This window comes from Uliginosibacterium gangwonense DSM 18521, assembly GCF_000373965.1.
Classification (GTDB): Bacteria; Pseudomonadota; Gammaproteobacteria; order Burkholderiales; family Rhodocyclaceae; genus Uliginosibacterium; species Uliginosibacterium gangwonense.
Window position 1 is genome coordinate 90,026 of sequence record NZ_KB892837.1, and the last position, 15,589, is coordinate 105,614.

Sequence of the window (15,589 nt, forward strand, 5' to 3'; positions counted from 1 at the left end):
ACTACTGCTTGTAAACAACAGGAACAATCATGCATCAGCACGCTTTGCAGCCCATTATCGAAGCCGCTTTTGAACGCCGCGCCGACATTACGCCCACGTCGGTTGACAGCGATCTGCGCCTGGCCATCGACCAAGTTCTTCACGAACTGGACAATGGCACACTCCGCGTCGCCGAAAAAATCAATGGCGACTGGGTCACGCATCAGTGGCTGAAAAAAGCCGTTCTGTTGTACTTCCGTTCGCACGACAATGAGGTCATGCAAGGCGGGGACGCCCGTTTCTTCGACAAGGTTCCGACCAAATTTGCCGATTATTCCGAGCAAGCCTTCCGTGATGGCGGCTTCCGTGTGGTCCCCAATGCCGTTGCGCGTAAGGGCTCGTTCATCGGCAAGAATGTCGTGTTGATGCCATCCTATGTAAATATCGGTGCTTACGTGGATGAAGGCACGATGGTCGACACCTGGGCCACTGTGGGTTCTTGCGCTCAGATCGGCAAAAACGTACACCTGTCTGGTGGCGTTGGGATCGGCGGCGTGCTGGAGCCACTGCAGGCCAATCCCACCATCATCGGTGACAACTGCTTCATCGGTGCGCGCTCCGAAGTGGTGGAAGGCGTGATCGTGGAAGACAACGTGGTGATCTCGATGGGTGTGTTCATCGGCAAGAGTACTAAGATCTATGACCGTGAAACAGGGCAGATCCACTATGGCCGTGTTCCTGCGGGCTCTGTGGTGGTATCCGGCAACCTGCCTTCGGCTGACGGGAAATATTCGTTGTACTGTGCAGTGATCGTCAAGAAGGTGGATGCGCAAACGCGTTCCAAGACTTCTATCAACGAACTGCTGCGCGACTAAAATCAAAATCAGAGGGGGCACAAAAAACCCCCTCATGCTGGAGAAATGGGAATGATTTTTGACAAGCTGTTTCAGCTCATGGCAGACCGGAAGGCCTCAGACATTTTCGTCTCGGCCGGAACGCCTATTCATATCAAGATCAACGGCGTCATCCTTCCCATCAACCAACAGATCATGGAACCCGCGCTCATCAAGCGCATGGCGGATGAATTGCTCTCGCCCGAACAGGCTGCCCGATTTGAAAAAGATCGGGAACTGAATATTTCTTTTGGCCGCCGTGAGCTGGGCAACTTCCGGATCAATTTCTTCTGGCAGCGTAGCAGCATTGCCATTGTGGTGCGGTATATTCAGGGGGAAATCCCTGAACTGGCGAAACTCAACCTGCCCTCGGTCCTTTCCGAGATCATCATGGAAAAGCGTGGGCTGGTGCTGGTGGTAGGGGCGACAGGTTCAGGGAAATCCACCACCATTGCATCAATGCTGGATTACCGCAATCAGCTCGTCCCTGGTCACATCCTGACCGTGGAAGACCCAATCGAGTACCTGTTCCAGCACAAGCGCTCATTGGTCAACCAGCGTGAAGTCGGATTTGACACCCACGGTTGGTCCGAAGCACTGAAAAACGCCATGCGTCAGGCGCCAGACTGCATCCTGATCGGTGAAATCCGCGATCTGGAAACCATGAAGGCGGCAATCTCCTATGCCCAATCGGGGCACTTGGTGCTTGCCACCCTGCATGCCAACAACGCCCACCACGCGTTGAACCGGATCAGCAGCTTCTTCCCGCTGGAAAACCGGCCATTGCTGCACTTGGACTTGTCTGTATCCTTGCGCAGTATCATCTCGCAACGCTTGGTAAAGAAACCCGATGGCACCCGGATTCCAGCGGCCGAGATCATGATGAACACCCGTCTGATAGCCGAACTGATCGAAAAAGGCGCCTTTAACGAGGTGCGTGAAGCCATGGAAAAATCACTAGCGCCTGGCTCACAGACTTTTGAACAGGATCTGTTCCGCCTGTATCGCGCGAAAATTGTTACCCTTGAAGAAGCGTTGGCCAACTCGGATTCGCCCACCAACTTCTCCTGGTTGGTCAACAATGCGCCTCCCGAAGGTGAAGAAGCGCCAAAAGGCACACCGGAGCAGCAAACCATGGTTGATTTCGAACCTGCCGAACCTGATGGTGCATCGTTCAGTTCTTTCAGCTTCAATATGGATGAAGATGAAGCCCAGAACGCTTGAGTTGCCATCAACTTGAATTCACAGGCGGCCCACTGAGCCGCCTTTATTATTTACCCCAGCCATTTTCATCCAAAATTGGAGTCAGCATGCCCTCCCATGAACACTACGAAGACGAACACAGCCATTCTCCACTGGATGAACTGGTGACGATCAGGGATCTCGTTCGCTATGCAGTGAGCTGTTTCAACCGTGCCGATCTGTACTTTGGACATGGCAACAGCAACGCCTTCGATGAGGCGGTGTACCTCATCCTGCACACACTGCATCTACCGCTGGATACCCTGGAGCCCTTTATGGATGCCTGCATACCGGGGGACGAGCGCGCAGAGGTGTTGGATGTGATCCACAAACGCGTTGAAACCCGCCTGCCTGCCGCCTACCTCACCAATGAAGCCTGGCTTGGCAGCTTCCGTTTCTACGTGGATGAACGCGTAATCATCCCGCGTTCTTTCTGTGCAGAGCTTTTGGAAGATGGCTTCTCGCCATGGATTCAAGACCCGCAGGATGTGCGCTCGGCGTTGGATCTATGCACGGGCAGCGGGTGTCTGGCAATCTTGCTGGCGCACTATTTCCCCGAAGCCAAAGTTGATGCGATTGATGTTTCTCCAGATGCCCTGGAAGTTGCACGGATCAACGTGGATGAATATGGCCTGCAGGATCAGATCCGCCTAATTCAATCCGATGTATTCCAAGCACTTGGAGATGAGCAATACGACCTGATTCTCAGCAATCCGCCCTATGTGACCGATGATTCAATGGCAAATCTGCCAGAAGAATACCTACGTGAGCCACGGCTGGCCCTGGCTGGTGGAGTGGATGGTCTGAGCGTGGTCAGAGAAATCATCGCCCAAGCACGGCAGCATTTGACCGAATCTGGCATTCTGGTTGTGGAAGTAGGCCATAACCGCGATCTTGTAGAGGCCGCTTTCCCCGATCTGGATTTTGTCTGGCTCACCAACGCCAGCGAAGAGGAAAAGGTATTCCTGCTACGTGCAGACCAGCTTCCTGCAGCCTGAACGCCCCACGCCTGATACAAGGGGTGCCGGATGGCGCCCCTTTTTTATTTCGAAATATGAAGGATGCTTTGCATAGGCCGCCTGACTACCGTTGGTAAGACATTTATCTCCCTTTGTATCCAAACCTAGTTCTTTTGTCGTAATCTTTCGGCATGGTCAAGGGAAATTGTGCTCAATCCTCACCTCTTTCTGTCGATATAACCCCTTGTACCGGTTATTACAGGTTTTCAAGCATGGCTACAGAACGACCAATACTGTTGGTAGAGGACAATCCTGACGACGAGGCGCTTACGTTACGAGCGCTCAGCAAAAACCGGATTTCCAATGAAGTAGTGATTGCCCGAGACGGTATCGACGCCCTGGACTACCTGTTCGGCACCGGCAAGCATCTGGATCGAGATACCACTCAATTGCCCGCCGTTGTATTCCTCGACCTCAAGCTACCGCGTCTGGACGGTCTGGAAGTGCTGCGCCGCATCCGTGCTGATGAGCGAACAGCCCTGCTGCCAGTTGTAGTCTTGACCACCTCACGAGAAATTCAGGATATCCAAGAGGCCTACCACATGGGGGCCAACAGCTATATCCGCAAGCCGGTAGACTTCGAGCGCTTTCTGGCAACAGTCGGGCAGCTTGGGCAGTACTGGCTGTCACTCAACGAGCTGGCGGAAACCTGATTTGGCATAGGGGAGAAGATGGCTACGCACTGTGCACAGCCCTCCCCCATCTCCTCTGATTCAAGGCTTGGGGATCAAATCCACAACATTGCGTCCCCCGACTCGCACCACCGCAGTGGATACGCCCCCGTCTTCCGACCCGACGGGCTCCACGGCCACTGCGCCGGCATCCAACACCTTTTGCAAGCGTTGCTTGGCCATTTCACTACTATCAACGCCAGATAGGCCAGAAACGCGGAATTTCCGTCCCTGGAAGAAAAATGTCTCACCATCAACTGCATAAGCACGCTCTGGCACCGTGCGCGCCTTGATCTCGGAAGTCTTCTCGCCATCTCCTCTTTGGAGCGCAGGCTTGTTCAGGTCGGTATCCTGAATCGGACTCTTCAACGCGGGCTCTTCAGCCGCACATGCCCTGGAAGCCTTGTGGTGACGACCACGCCGAGTACGGGCAGACCGACAGCTTGATGTATTACCCTTGGCTTCCGTAACGGATTTGCCACTAGATTTTCTTGATTCTGCACGGGATTTGGTGCCCGTCTTCTCTTTCCTGGCAGTTTTGGAGGCAGTCTTCTGCTTACTTGCCTGGGCATGGGATGCTGCATGATGGGTCTTGGCCACCACAACCAGTGGCTGGGCACACAGCCCGGAAGCGATAACAGCCAACAGCAAATACTTGAATCGTTTCATCCTGTTCCTATCCTGAACTCAGTCCTGGCTCTGTTGGGGGTATTGTCTCATTGAATGCCCCTTCCTTCATAAACGTGTGAATTTCATGCGCGATTTTGAAAGCAATGCGAAAATCACACCTTTGGAACAAAGACTGAAATGTACCAATGATCAAGGTCTACGGCATCAAACAATGCAGCACCATGAAAAAAGCCTTTGATTGGCTGGCTGCCAACAATCTCCCCTATGAGTTTCACGACTATAAAAAGTTCGGCATTTCCCATGAGCAGATCAAGCTTTGGGCCAAGCAGCTCGGCTGGAAAGTGCTGCTCAATACCAAAGGTACGACTTGGCGCAAGCTCCCAGAAGCCGTTCGGGACGGCATTTCCGAGGAGACCGCCCTGCAACTGATGCAAGAACAACCCAGTCTGATCAAGCGCCCTGTCATTGAAGCAGGAGGGAAGCTTTGGGTAGGCTACGACGAGGCACAACTTGCCCGTTTGCACAAGGAGGCACAATGAACGACGCCATCCATCGTTTCCTGTTGGAAGACCTGGATATTCGCGGTGCGATTGTCCAGATCGACACAGTGTGGCAAAACATCCAGGCTCAGCGACATTATCCGCCAGTGGTCAGCGAGTTGCTCGGCCAAATGTGCGCGGTTTCTGCCTTGATCGCGGGAAACCTCAAACAACCTGGGCGACTGACCTTTCAGTTGAGGGGGCATGGCGACATCTCGATACTGGTCATTGATTGCTCTGAGACACTGAACCTGCGCGGCTATGCCAAACATGGTGATCTGCCGGATGGCGCAGCCAACGCCGGGGCATTGCTGGGCGACGGGCAGCTTCTGATGACGCTGGATCATGCTGATGCGCGCCAACCCTATCAGAGCTATGTGCCGATGGAAGGCCACAGCATTGGTGAAATCTTCCAACATTACCTTGTGCAATCGGAGCAGCAGCCTGCCATCCTGATTTTAGCCGCAGATAGCAAGCGCGCCAGTGGCGTGTTCCTGCAGAAACTCCCCGGGGCAGACCTTAAGGATGAGGATGGTTGGAACCGCGTCGCACTGTTGGCGCAAACCATCAAGCTAGAAGAATTGCAAAGCCTGGATGCCATTGAATTGCTCCGCCGAGTATTTGCGGAAGAACGCGTCCGGGTATTTGAACCCAAGGCACTTCAGCACAACTTTCCGCCGGATTGGGAGAAGATCCGTGACATGCTTCGCAGCGTAGGCGAAACCGAGGTGCTTGCCATCTTGGCAGAACATGGCGAAGTGCTGGTCCATGATGACATATCCAACCACAGTTACCGGTTCTCAGAGGAAGAAGCACGAGCCCTCTTCCAAGACAAACCAACGCTGCATTAAGCTAAAAACCATGCAAAAGAGGGAGGCTGCATGCCTCCCTCTTTTTCGTAAACTGACCTGGATTACTTGATTTCCCGTAGCTCCAAAGGCGTGTCATCATGGTCCCCGTGAGGGTGATGCTCATATGCCTTGATGTACACCTGGTCTGACTGCTTGATCAGACGCTGGGGCGCTTTGGCATTTCTGCACTGTGTATCTTCGCAGTAATACACCAAAGCCCGTTTAAGCTTGGAGAACAGGGATGCATCCAGATGGAAACCCTGCCCTTCCAGATACGCCTCGACCCCGCGCAGCGTGTGATGGGCTAGATCATAACTGATCCGTACACCGCACCCGGTATGTGTCTGGGCTACGCCCAAGCCGGGGATTCTGGACAGCAGTTCCACGGCTCGTTCTGCCTGCCCTGGCGGCAACACCGAGAAGCGGATTTCTTGACGACGCAAAGCGTCGTCAAGAATGTCCTCATGGTGATGATTGCGGCCAGCCATGCGATAAGCTGTTTCACGACGCATCATGCTCACACCTCCATCCAGATAGAGCGCACCACCACCCCGAGCCAGGGGCCGTTATCTACATTATGGCTTATCTCCAGCAGGAGTACTTTGGCTGGCTGCAACTGGCACCACAGCAACCGGCAACCCCTTGAGCAGATTCATGGCCTGTTCCAACTGATAATCACCTTTGCCACCGAATTCGTAACGAACGCTTTCGGTTTCACCCTTTTCCTTGTCCTTCTCCTTGCTTGAGGGCTTGGACTGGCTGGGGGTTGCCGCAGGCGCCGAACTACTTGGATCATTCGGGTTGGCCAAGTGGTGGCTCAGGTCAGCCTCACGAAGGTACACATCAGCCCCGCTGCCATTGGGCGACTCATCCACAATATAGTCAGGCACAATCCCCTTCGCCTGAATCGAACGACCGGTGGGCGTGAAGTATTTGGCCGTGGTGATCTTGATCCCGGTCGTGCTGGAGATAGGTAGAATCGTCTGGACAGAGCCTTTGCCAAAGGTCTGGATACCCAGCACCTTGGCACGCTTATAGTCCTGCAGGGCCCCCGCCACGATTTCAGACGCGGAGGCAGAGCCACCATTGACGATCACCACCATCGGCACATTCTTCAATGCTTCAGGCAGCCCCTTGAGGACGTCCTCACGAGAGCCACGCATATAATCATCTGGCACAGCATGGAACTTGCGCTTCGCGTCATCGGTGCGGCCATCGGTATACACCACCAAAGACTTGGCAGGCAGGAAGGCAGCGGAAACACCGATCGCGCTGTTAAGCAGGCCGCCCGGGTCATTGCGCAGATCCAGCACAAGCCCCTTCAACTGTCCCTGCTTATACATGCGTTCCATGTGCCGTGCCACATCAGCCGTGGTCTGCTCCTGGAATTGGGTTACCCGCAAGTAACCATAACCCGGCTCAATGAGCTTGGATTTCACGCTTTGTACCTTAATGATCTCGCGGGTCAGCGTCAGGATGATGGGTTTATTCTCCCCTTTGCGGGCGATCGTTAGCACGATCTGCGTCTTGGGTTTGCCGCGCATGTGCTTGACAGCTTCATTCAAGGACATGCCCTTGACGGCCTGATCATCAAGCTTGACGATCAGGTCGCCTGCCTTCACCCCTGCGCGGAAAGCCGGGGTATCTTCAATGGGCGAGACGACCTTCACAAAGCCATCTTCCATGCTGACTTCGATCCCCAAACCACCAAATTCACCTTTGGTGCTGACCTCAAGATCCTTCAACGCATCAGCATCCAGATAGACTGAATGTGGGTCCAGCCCGGAGACCATACCGCTGATGGCATCACTGATCAGTTTCTTGTCTTCAACGGGTTCAACGTAATACTGCTTGATGGCATTGAACACGTCAGCAAGATTCCTTGCTTCTTCCACGGGCAAGGCCACTGGCGTTTCCCGTGTGGCATTGGCCGAATAATTCAGGCTGATCAAAACCCCCAGGCATACGCCTGACAGAACCAAACCGAACTGCTTCAATTTGCTGCTCATCACTTCTCCGTTAGAGATTTTGCGCCTTACCTACCTGCAGCCCACTTGGCTGGGTCTTGTGCCTGACCACGGTATCGTATTTCAAAGTATAAACCGGATTCATCCTGCCCCCCACTTGCGCCGACACTCGCAATGGGTTCGCCTGCTGTCACAGCCTCACCTGGGCTTTTGAACAATGATTCGTTATTACCATAGACGGTCATATAACCGTCCCCATGATCCACAATAATCAAGTTACCAAAACCGCGCAACCAATCGGCAAACGCCACCTTGCCTGCAGCCACAGCTCTGACATCCTGCCCAGCTCCTGCCCGGATGAAGACACCATGCCACTGTGCTCCACCTTCTGCCCTTTGAGCCCCAAAACGTCCATTTAGTTCTCCCCGCACAGGCCAGTGCAACTTACCCTTCAAGGTAGCGAAATTACCTGTGGCTGGCGCCTCAACAACGGCCGTATCGGCTTCAACGTGAGTCACCGAAGAGCTTGTGACGGGTGGTGTCACATGCTTGCTTGGTTTGGTAACACCGGGGGGCGAATTGGCTGCAAGCGGTGGTTTCTTGGGCGTAGAAGGTTCGCGCGAAATGCGCTCCAAGCCTTTAAGGAGCTTCTCTATGCGGGATTCATTCTGTTGCAGCGTCTGCATCTGCTTGCGCTGCGTGCGTAACTGTACGGAAATCTGGGCAAGCGCCTCGCTTTGCTTCTTGCGTTCAGACAGCAGGGTCTCTTGCCCGTTACGATGTTCCTTTTCAAGCAGCGCCAATTCCGCTTTGCGGGCCTCCACTTGGGCAATGATGCCGCTGAGATCCTGCAATGCCTTGCGGGAGTTCTCAATGCTCACCATTCGTTGGCGTGCGATCAGTTCAAGATAATAGGCATCACGGGCCAGCTGATTGGGTTCATCGCCGCTCAAAAAGCGACGCACCCCTGCCTGCCCACCCTCAACATAAATTCGGAAGATCGCATCTCCCAGCGATTTTCGTGCTTCTGCCAGGGTTCTTTCCAGCTCTTCACGCTGCACCCCGAGATTGGCCAGATTTTCTTCTGCCTGACTGCGCTGCGAAGACACTTCACGCAAGCGGCGTTGCGCAGCAGAGATTGCCTTGTCTGCCACGGCCAAGCCGTCGGCAGCCTCATCATGCGTCTCTTCCCCTTTGGCTATCTCGTCCTGAAGGCTGCGGATCTTTTCCTTCAGGACGGATAGTTCCTGCTTTCGCTCTTCACTGGGTGCGGCCAAGGCTGCTGATAGCATCCCAATGCCCAACAGAACCCCCAACAGCAATCCAGCGAAGCGCTTCATCAGGCCTTGGCCTTGCCTTGGTTGGCCACAGCAGCCACAGCGGCTGCAATAGCTTCTGGATCAGCCAGATAGTAGTGCTTGATGGGCTTGAGGTCAGCGTCCAGCTCATACACCAGCGGCTGGGCGGTCGGCAGGTTCAGGCCGACGATTTCGTCATCGGACACATTGTCCAGGTACTTGATCAGGGCGCGCAGGCTGTTGCCGTGGGCGGCGATCAGCACTTGCTTGCCACTCTTGACCACCGGCGCAATGGTTTCCAACCAGTACGGCACGAAGCGGGCCACGGTGTCCTTCAGGCATTCGGTGCGGGGGAATTCACCCGGCTTCATATCAGCGTAGCGGGCTTCCTTGTCGCCCATGCGGGGGTCGTCCAGTTCCAGCGCAGGCGGCGGCACGTCGTAGGAACGACGCCACACCAACACTTGATCATCACCAAACTTGGCGGCTGTTTCGGCCTTGTTCAAGCCTTGCAGGGCGCCATAGTGGCGTTCGTTCAAACGCCAGCTGTGCTCAACGGGAATCCACAGTTGCTCAAGTTCTTCGAGCACAACGTTCAGGGTCTTGTTGGCACGCTTGAGCACCGAGGTAAAGGCGATGTCGAATGCAAAGCCCTTTTCCTTGAGCAGACGGCCTGCGGCAATCGCTTCCTGCACGCCTTGCGGGGTCAGATCCACGTCCGTCCAACCGGTGAAACGGTTTTCCAGGTTCCACGTTGATTCACCGTGGCGCATCAATACGATCTTGTACATATCTATGACCTATAAAGTAGAGAACAAAAAAACCAGTAACAAACGCGGACAAGCGCGCGAGTGCTCAAAAGTGTTATTGTATCGGATCAACCCATTGTGGGTGTGAGCTCCTGTAGCATCTTGATGCAAATCACGGATAGCTGCCCGATTTGACTGCAACACTTTGAAATCATATGGATTTTGTACAAAGCAACCTTGTTTGGATCACCTTGGCCCTCGTGAGCGGCGCCATGCTCGTCTACCCTATGTTCACCGGTGCGGCTGGAAATTCTGTTTCTACTGCGCAAGCGGTGCTGCTGATCAACCGGCAAAACGCCCTGTTGTTGGATGTTCGCAACAGCGATGAATACCAAGCGGGTTACATCAATGGCGCACGCAACATTCCCCTTGATGAGTTGGAAAAACGGGTAGACGAACTCGCAAAGTATCGTGCCAAGCCTGTTGTGGTCGTCTGTGCCTCCGGCAATCGCTCCATGCGTGCCATTGGCATCCTTCGTAAAGCCGGGTTTGAGCAGACCTTCAGCTTGGCTGGGGGGATTGCTGGCTGGCGTGATGCGGGCCAGCCGATCAACACAAAGAAGCCTGCATAATGCCAAACGTACTCATGTACTCCACCGGGGTCTGCCCCTATTGCGTGCGGGCCGAGCAGCTCTTGCAGCGCAAAGGTGTGACCAACATCGAAAAAATCCGCGTTGATCTTGAGCCGGAAAAACGGGACGAGATGATCAGCCGCACAGGCCGACGCACTGTTCCCCAAATTTTTATCGGTGAAACCTACGTGGGCGGCTGTGACGATCTTTATGCAATGGATAAAGACGGCAAGCTCGACTCGCTTCTGGGCATTGCCAACAAAGCCTGACGACGCACGGCACCAACATGCCCACGCAGGTCGGATAACCTCATCAACTTTTACACCCTGTTCATTGGACTTCTGCACATGGAACAAAACGAGCAACCCGTTTTCAATATTGAAAAACTCTACATCAAGGATCTTTCCCTGGAAGTTCCGAACGCCCCTGCTATTTTCCTGGAGCAAGAAGCCCCCACAGTTGGCATTGAGCTGGGGACGACAGCCACCCAGGTCGGCGATGGTTTCTATGAGGTTGCCCTGACGGTGACTGTCAACGCCAAGATTGGTGAAGACAAGGTCGCTTTCCTGGTTGAAGCCGTACAAGCCGGCATCTTCCAGATCCGCAACATTCCGGAAGGCGACATTGAACCGGTGTTGATGATCGGCTGTGCCAACATCCTGTTCCCCTATGCACGCGAAACCATCTCCGACGCAGTGGCTCGCGGCGGCATGCATATGGCCCCGCTGGCCCCGGTCAATTTCGAAGGCCTCTACGCTGCACGCCAACAAGAGCTGGCCCAGCAACAAGGCGGCGCCGACGTACCTGTGCAATAACAGGGAGCAAGTATGAGCTACCACCACCTGCGTTTAGCATGCACAACGCTTTGTGCTGTTGTTGGGCTATTTGCCTCTACCGCAGCAAGTGCAATCGACTACCGCAACATTGGCGAAAACGTCATCGTGTACGACGGAGCTTCACGTCAAGCCACGCCACAGTTCATCCTGTTGCGTGGCACTCCGGTTGAAGTGGTGGTAGCCGTTGATAAATGGGTCAAAATCCGTGAGGCGGGCGGCGGCCTGGGTTGGGTTGAAAAAAACCAAGTCACAGACGCTAAACAAGTCATCGTCACACAATCCACTGCGGTTGTGCGGCAACAGCCTGAGGATGCGGCCCCTCAGGCATTTTCCGTAGCAAAAGACGTGTTGCTTGAGATCCAGGAAAAGCCCAACAAGGCTTGGGTCAAAGTCAAGCATCGCGACGGACAAAGCGGTTATATTTCGATCAAGGCTATCTGGGGAATTTGAGCGTGGCACGTATTGCAGTTTTGGGCGCCGGTGCATGGGGCACCGCGCTGGCGAACGCCTTCAGTTCCCATCATCACAATGTACGTTTGTGGACCATTGATAGCGCGCATGCGCAAACCATGATCCAGGAACGCACCAATCAGCAATTCCTTTCCGGCATCCCGTTTGATGAGGCGCTGGAAGTCACCCCTGACTTTACCCATGCCTGCAGCGGTGCGAACATCGCGATCATCGCCACCCCCGTGGCGGGTTTGCGCCCGACCATCCAGCGCCTGGCCGGGCAGTGGAACAAGCTTCCCGTGCTCTGGGTTTGTAAAGGGTTTGAAGCAGAAACTGGCAAGCTTCCTCATGAAGTAGCAGAAGAATATCTGGCACCGGGCGTAGGCTTTGGCGCGCTGACAGGTCCAAGCTTTGCAGTGGAAGTTGCGCAAGGATTGCCCTGCGCCATCACCCTTGCCTCAACAAACATGCAATTTGCCAAAGCCTGGGTTGCAGAACTGAATCTGCCACGGCTGCGCCTGTACGCCAACGATGACATCATTGGTGCAGAAATTGGTGGTGCGGTCAAAAACGTCCTCGCCATTGCCGCCGGGATTTCCGATGGGCTTGGCTTTGGCCTCAACGCCCGTGCAGCACTCATCACCCGTGGGCTGGCGGAAATGGCTCGTCTGAGCGAAGCCATGGGCGGACGGCGCGATACCCTGATGGGTTTGGCCGGCATGGGGGATCTCATCCTGACCGCTACGGGAGATTTATCGCGCAATCGTCGCGTCGGTCTTGAGTTGGCAGAAGGCCAGCAACTGGGCGAAATTCTCCAGTCTTTGGGCCATGTAGCAGAAGGGGTGTTGACAACCCAGGTCATCGTTCGCCGTGCAGGTGAATTGGGCGTCGATATGCCGATCACTTGCACAGTACACGAAGTACTCACCGGGAAGCTCTCGCCCCGTGATGCGGTGGAACTACTGATGGGCCGTGACCCAAAAACCGAAAATTGAACGGTTTTAAAGGTCCTTGGTAGCAAAAGAGCGGCCCTTGGGCCGCTCTTTTCTATGCTGGGATCAGAATCCGCCGTTCAGTCTTCAAACATATCTGGCATGCGCTCGCGCAATTTAGGCAAGGCCCCCACCACTTCTGCCAAGTGGATATGCATATCCGCGCTCGCCAAAGCCACATCCCGCTGGGCGATAGCCTCAACGATGGTCGCATGCTGCGCAACCAAGCGCTCGGCAGGTGTTGCCTCTTGATAGCTCAGGTAGCGCACACGGTCCATCTGCACTTTGAGCCGATCGACAAACGCCCAGGCCGTTTCGCGTTTGGCAACCTTGGCCAACGCACGGTGAAAGGCCTCATCCAGCGCGAGGAACCCGGTTGCCATCGCACGATTCATCACCTCATCAGCCGATGCGCTCTTTGAACTTTCAAGCTCCAGCAACTCGGTTTGCGAATCAATGATCTGCTTCAACATAGCAATATCAGCGGGTGTAGCACGCTGGCAGGCTTCTACCACAATCGCTGCTTCAACCGCCTCCCGCACAAAACGGGCATCCGCCACTGTCTTGATGGACACTTTTTTGACGAAGGTTCCACGCTGTGGCAACACTTCAAGCAAACCGTCTGCGGCAAGGCGTATGAAGGCTTCGCGTACAGGTTGTCGGCTCACCCCATAGAGGGTGGCGTAGTCTGTTTCGGACAGAGCCTGCCCTGGGAGAATCGCAGCAGAAACGATTTCTTCACGCAGTCGCTCGGCGATCTGTAAGGCCATACGCGTCCCAGCAATAATTGGCAGTGGTGTTGTCATGCAGAGCCCCCTGGATAAAACCAAAGCGATTGTGTTTTGGCTTCTTGTATACTAGCATACAAGCAATATTTCCCCATGGAGGAGTTTGTAGCATGAAAATGACTTTCCGGTGGTACGGCGAAAATGATCCAGTCAGCCTTGAATACATTCGCCAAATTCCTGGGGTAGATGGCATCGTCTCGGCCATCTACGATGTTCCCGTTGGCGAAATCTGGCCAGTGGACAAGCTCCAAGCGCTCAAAGCCAGAATTGAAAAAACCGGGCTGAAGTTCGAGGTGGTGGAAAGCATCCCGGTGCACGAGGATATCAAGCTCGGTAAACCCAGTCGGGATCGCCTGATTGCCAATTACCAGCAAAGCATCCGTAACTGTGCCGCAATTGGCATCAAGGTGATTTGCTACAACTTCATGCCGGTGTTTGACTGGACGCGCACCGAATTGGCCAAACAACTACCGGATGGCTCCTTCACCCTGGCTTTCGATGCAGAAGCTGTCTCGCACATCGACCCAGACAAGGGGATTTCCCTTCCAGGTTGGGATGCCAGCTACAAGCCAGAAGAATTGCGCAAGATACTGGACGACTACAAGAATGTTGATGAAGAAACCCTTTGGAATAATCTGGAATACTTCCTTAAGGCCGTCATTCCGGTTGCACAGGAAGCCGGTGTGCGCATGGGGATGCACCCTGATGATCCCCCACGCCCCATCTTTGGCCTGCCCCGTATCATCAAGAATCGGGACGATCTGGCCCGACTGGTGAAAATCGTCGACCTGCCTGCAAACGGAATCACTCTGTGCTCAGGTTCGCTCGGTGCAGACCTGTGCAACAACATTGTCTCCCTGGTACGGGAATTCGGTGGCATGGGCCGTATCCCGTTTGCGCATCTGCGCAACGTAGCCGTCAAAGAAGATGGCTCCTTCCATGAATCGGCCCACCTGTCTTGTACAGGTTCATTAGACATGGCTGAAATTCTCCGGGCTTATCATGATGTAGGATTTGAAGGTTATGTTCGGCCTGACCATGGCCGCATGATCTGGGGTGAAACCGGCAAACCCGGTTATGGCCTCTATGACCGTGCCTTGGGCGCGGTGTATTTGAACGGACTTTGGGAAGCCATCACAAAGTTCGCGCCTTCGAATCTTGACCAGAAAGCATCCGTATGAGCCAACCGTATTCCCTCCCCTTTCAGATCGATCTCACAGGCAAGGTAGCTGTTGTCACCGGCGGCGCTGGTGTGCTGGGCTCTGCCATGTGCAAGTCCCTTGCCGCCTGCGGGGCGAAGGTAGTTATCATTGGGCGGGATCTCGCCAAGGCAGAAGCACTCGCCACACAAATCCAGGCAAGCGGGGGAGTCGCCAAGGGGATTTCCTGCAACGTGCTTGATCGTGCGGCATTGGAAAATAGCGCCAAACTGATCGAGGAAACCTTCGGCCCCTGTGACATCCTCATCAATGGAGCTGGCGGCAATCACCCTAAGGGGATTACCGGCCAGGAATACTTTGATGCAGAAACGGCGGGCAAAGAACCGTCACAGACAAGCTTTTTTGATCTGGATTCGGAAGGGTTCAAATTCGTATTCGACCTCAACCTGATGGGCACCCTACTCCCCAGTCAGGTGTTTGCGCGCCAGATGCTGGGCCGCAAAGGTTGCACCATCATCAACATTTCCTCGATGAGTGCCTTCCGTCCGCTCACCAAGGTTGCGGCCTACAGTGGTGCCAAGGCTGCGGTCAGCAATTTCACGCAATGGTTGGCTGTGCACCTGGGGCAATCAGGCATTCGTGTGAATGCCATTGCGCCCGGATTTTTCATCACTGAGCAAAACCAGAAGTTGATGTTGCAAGACGATGGCAGCTTCACACCTCGTGCGCAGAAGGTAATTGCCCAGACCCCCATGCGCCGCTTTGGCGAAGCAGACGAATTGATTGGCGCCTTGCTCTGGCTGGTTGAATCCAAGGCATCTGGATTTGTGACCGGCTCCATCATTGCCGTCGATGGAGGTTTTTCCGCCTATTCGGGTGTTTGAGCAAACAAA

General features: G+C 54.5%; 19 protein-coding genes. 13 read left to right on the plus strand and 6 right to left on the minus strand.

The genetic code is table 11. The features are described from left to right. The first annotated feature begins 29 nt into the window (after positions 1 to 29). The 4 genes from dapD (at position 30) to B145_RS0106950 (ending at position 3,786) form a co-directional block, all read left to right on the plus strand. A complete protein-coding gene (dapD, locus tag B145_RS0106935; RefSeq protein WP_018606183.1) occupies positions 30 to 854 on the plus strand; it encodes a 2,3,4,5-tetrahydropyridine-2,6-dicarboxylate N-succinyltransferase in 825 nt (274 codons plus the stop codon). A gap of 51 nt (positions 855 to 905) precedes the next feature. Then, the gene (locus B145_RS0106940; protein ID WP_018606185.1) at positions 906 to 2,096 is read left to right on the plus strand and encodes a PilT/PilU family type 4a pilus ATPase; all 1,191 of its coding nucleotides are present in this window, start codon (positions 906 to 908) and stop codon (positions 2,094 to 2,096) included. 86 nt (positions 2,097 to 2,182) lie between these two features. After that, positions 2,183 to 3,112, plus strand: a complete 930-nt coding sequence (gene prmB, locus B145_RS0106945; protein WP_018606186.1) for a 50S ribosomal protein L3 N(5)-glutamine methyltransferase — start codon at positions 2,183 to 2,185, stop codon at positions 3,110 to 3,112. A 233-nt stretch (positions 3,113 to 3,345) separates the two neighbouring features. Beyond that, complete coding sequence (locus B145_RS0106950) at positions 3,346 to 3,786, plus strand: response regulator (protein ID WP_026258905.1); 441 nt, start codon at positions 3,346 to 3,348, stop codon at positions 3,784 to 3,786. Between the two features lie 60 nt (positions 3,787 to 3,846). Here B145_RS0106950 and B145_RS27315 read toward each other — a convergent pair whose 3' ends face one another. After that, entirely contained in the window at positions 3,847 to 4,473 is a 627-nt protein-coding gene (locus tag B145_RS27315; protein WP_018606190.1) for a hypothetical protein, read from the minus strand. 146 nt (positions 4,474 to 4,619) lie between these two features. Between B145_RS27315 and B145_RS0106960 the strand changes: the two genes are divergently transcribed. Together B145_RS0106960 and hslO are read left to right on the plus strand one after the other, a co-directional pair. After that, a complete protein-coding gene (locus B145_RS0106960; protein ID WP_018606191.1) occupies positions 4,620 to 4,973 on the plus strand; it encodes an arsenate reductase in 354 nt (117 codons plus the stop codon). Continuing rightward, positions 4,970 to 5,824, plus strand: coding sequence for an Hsp33 family molecular chaperone HslO (gene hslO / locus B145_RS0106965; RefSeq protein WP_018606194.1), 855 nt, complete (start codon positions 4,970 to 4,972; stop codon positions 5,822 to 5,824). Before B145_RS0106960 ends, hslO begins: the two co-directional genes overlap by 4 nt. A 62-nt stretch (positions 5,825 to 5,886) precedes the next feature. Here the strand turns inward: hslO and B145_RS0106970 are convergent, their stop codons facing one another. Genes B145_RS0106970 through gpmA form a run of 4 tightly spaced genes read right to left on the minus strand, consistent with a single transcriptional unit; the run spans position 5,887 to position 9,880 of the window. Next, positions 5,887 to 6,339: a hypothetical protein gene (locus B145_RS0106970; RefSeq protein WP_018606198.1), complete on the minus strand. Its 453-nt coding sequence runs from the start codon at positions 6,337 to 6,339 to the stop codon at positions 5,887 to 5,889. Positions 6,340 to 6,399: 60 nt separating this feature from the next. Further along, a complete protein-coding gene (locus B145_RS0106975; RefSeq protein WP_018606200.1) occupies positions 6,400 to 7,833 on the minus strand; it encodes a S41 family peptidase in 1,434 nt (477 codons plus the stop codon). Positions 7,834 to 7,859: 26 nt separating this feature from the next. Next, positions 7,860 to 9,131, minus strand: a complete 1,272-nt coding sequence (locus B145_RS0106980) for a murein hydrolase activator EnvC family protein (RefSeq protein WP_018606202.1) — start codon at positions 9,129 to 9,131, stop codon at positions 7,860 to 7,862. Further along, entirely contained in the window at positions 9,131 to 9,880 is a 750-nt protein-coding gene (gene gpmA / locus B145_RS0106985; RefSeq protein ID WP_018606203.1) for a 2,3-diphosphoglycerate-dependent phosphoglycerate mutase, read from the minus strand. The genes B145_RS0106980 and gpmA overlap by 1 nt, the downstream gene beginning before the upstream one ends. Before the next feature lie 173 nt (positions 9,881 to 10,053). On the opposite strand from gpmA, the gene B145_RS0106990 reads away from it, so the two are divergent. The 5 genes from B145_RS0106990 (at position 10,054) to B145_RS0107010 (ending at position 12,751) form a co-directional block, all read left to right on the plus strand. Then, on the plus strand, positions 10,054 to 10,470 hold the full coding sequence (locus B145_RS0106990) for a rhodanese-like domain-containing protein (protein ID WP_018606205.1): 417 nt from the start codon (positions 10,054 to 10,056) through the stop codon (positions 10,468 to 10,470). After that, on the plus strand, positions 10,470 to 10,739 hold the full coding sequence (grxC, locus tag B145_RS0106995; protein ID WP_026258907.1) for a glutaredoxin 3: 270 nt from the start codon (positions 10,470 to 10,472) through the stop codon (positions 10,737 to 10,739). The genes B145_RS0106990 and grxC overlap by 1 nt, the downstream gene beginning before the upstream one ends. A 78-nt stretch (positions 10,740 to 10,817) precedes the next feature. Continuing rightward, positions 10,818 to 11,285, plus strand: coding sequence for a protein-export chaperone SecB (secB, locus tag B145_RS0107000; protein ID WP_018606208.1), 468 nt, complete (start codon positions 10,818 to 10,820; stop codon positions 11,283 to 11,285). Between the two features lie 12 nt (positions 11,286 to 11,297). Next, positions 11,298 to 11,756: an SH3 domain-containing protein gene (locus tag B145_RS0107005; protein WP_018606210.1), complete on the plus strand. Its 459-nt coding sequence runs from the start codon at positions 11,298 to 11,300 to the stop codon at positions 11,754 to 11,756. Beyond that, positions 11,753 to 12,751 carry an NAD(P)H-dependent glycerol-3-phosphate dehydrogenase gene (locus tag B145_RS0107010; RefSeq protein ID WP_018606211.1) on the plus strand — a complete coding sequence of 333 codons (999 nt, stop codon included), beginning with the start codon at positions 11,753 to 11,755 and terminating at the stop codon, positions 12,749 to 12,751. The genes B145_RS0107005 and B145_RS0107010 overlap by 4 nt, the downstream gene beginning before the upstream one ends. A gap of 77 nt (positions 12,752 to 12,828) precedes the next feature. Here B145_RS0107010 and B145_RS0107015 read toward each other — a convergent pair whose 3' ends face one another. Beyond that, on the minus strand, positions 12,829 to 13,554 hold the full coding sequence (locus B145_RS0107015; protein ID WP_026258909.1) for a GntR family transcriptional regulator: 726 nt from the start codon (positions 13,552 to 13,554) through the stop codon (positions 12,829 to 12,831). A 92-nt stretch (positions 13,555 to 13,646) separates the two neighbouring features. Here B145_RS0107015 and uxuA point away from each other — a divergent pair, with 92 nt between their 5' ends. Together uxuA and B145_RS0107025 are read left to right on the plus strand one after the other, a co-directional pair. Then, a complete protein-coding gene (gene uxuA / locus B145_RS0107020) occupies positions 13,647 to 14,717 on the plus strand; it encodes a mannonate dehydratase (protein ID WP_018606216.1) in 1,071 nt (356 codons plus the stop codon). Then, a complete protein-coding gene (locus B145_RS0107025) occupies positions 14,714 to 15,580 on the plus strand; it encodes an SDR family oxidoreductase (RefSeq protein WP_018606218.1) in 867 nt (288 codons plus the stop codon). Before uxuA ends, B145_RS0107025 begins: the two co-directional genes overlap by 4 nt. Positions 15,581 to 15,589: the final 9 nt, after the last annotated feature.